Source organism: Allotamlana fucoidanivorans, assembly GCF_006265225.1.
Lineage (GTDB): Bacteria > Bacteroidota > Bacteroidia > Flavobacteriales > Flavobacteriaceae > Allotamlana > Allotamlana fucoidanivorans.
Genome location: NZ_VDCS01000046.1, coordinates 1 through 1,112 on the forward strand (window position 1 = coordinate 1; position 1,112 = coordinate 1,112).

Annotated in this window: 1 protein-coding gene; it reads left to right on the forward strand. The window is 34.1% G+C overall.

Annotation, left to right across the window (positions count from 1 at the left end):
* Window positions 1-337 precede the first annotated feature (337 nt).
* Window positions 338-841, forward strand: a complete 504-nt coding sequence (locus FGF67_RS16805; protein ID WP_139698912.1) for a hypothetical protein — start codon at window positions 338-340, stop codon at window positions 839-841.
* Window positions 842-1,112 lie beyond the last annotated feature (271 nt).

The window sequence follows — 1,112 nt, forward strand, 5'->3', positions numbered from 1 at the left end:
CTTAACTGAAAATTGTTGAATAATTTCTCCTGATACTCTTTTTTGCCTTGCATTATTAAACATAAGAATTATAATACAATTTATGAAATTTTATCTTATATTTATCACGTTGTGCAACAGGCACATTGTATAAAAATAATGCTTAAGTTTAATCCTAAATCAAAAGGTTAGTGCGTATTTGGTCACTCTGATTTTCCTGCGGAAAATCCTCGGACACAAAACCGCACTATTCTTATACGTAACCGTTGGCAAACATTTTGACGCAACCTTATAAATGGAATCTCATCTACAAATAAATAGAATTATGAAAAATAAATTGATTCTGATTTTATCAATATTGACATTCATTGCTTGCGATACAGCGTCTGTCGATTTAGACGATGAAAACTATGTATTTGACGGACGAGGAGGCGTGAAATGTGAGGTTAACGGTAACCTATTAAAACCATCTGTAGTAACAAGTCCAGGTGCTAGATCCGTTTGGTTCAGTATGGCTGACTATGATGATTTAAATCGTATGTACCTTTCGTTTAGGAATAGAGGTCAGTCACCAGATTTCATTGACCAATTTGTAACAATAGAAATTACTGGAATAAGCACAACAACTTCAATGGTTGGTAATATTTATAATCTTAGTGAAGAACCAAATCAAGGAGAATATAGTATTGATACCGCCAGCTCAGTTTACAAAACAAACGAAATTTATTTTGGAACTTTGGAAATTCTATATCACGACATTGACAACTATATTTTGGGTGGTCGTTTCGAGTTTGACGCAGTAAACGAAGATGGAGAAGTTATTGAAATAAGAGAAGGGGAATTTGACCTAAAATATTTATAAAAAACGATTTGCCAACAATGGCTATAAGTAATTGCTTGTTCTCGCCTACTTCTGAAAATCCTCGCGGATTTTCAGTTTGGTGTGTACTTGCTAAGTTAATCGCTAATCCACGCAACTACTCATAGCCGAGACCGTTGTGCGTAAGCTTGACCCGTCCTGAATAAAGGCTACATAATTTCAAACATTATGTACAAAAATGACAAAGTAATCAGACGGTATTCAGAACCTTTTAAACTGAAAATTTTAGACGAACTTACAACAGGAAAACTAA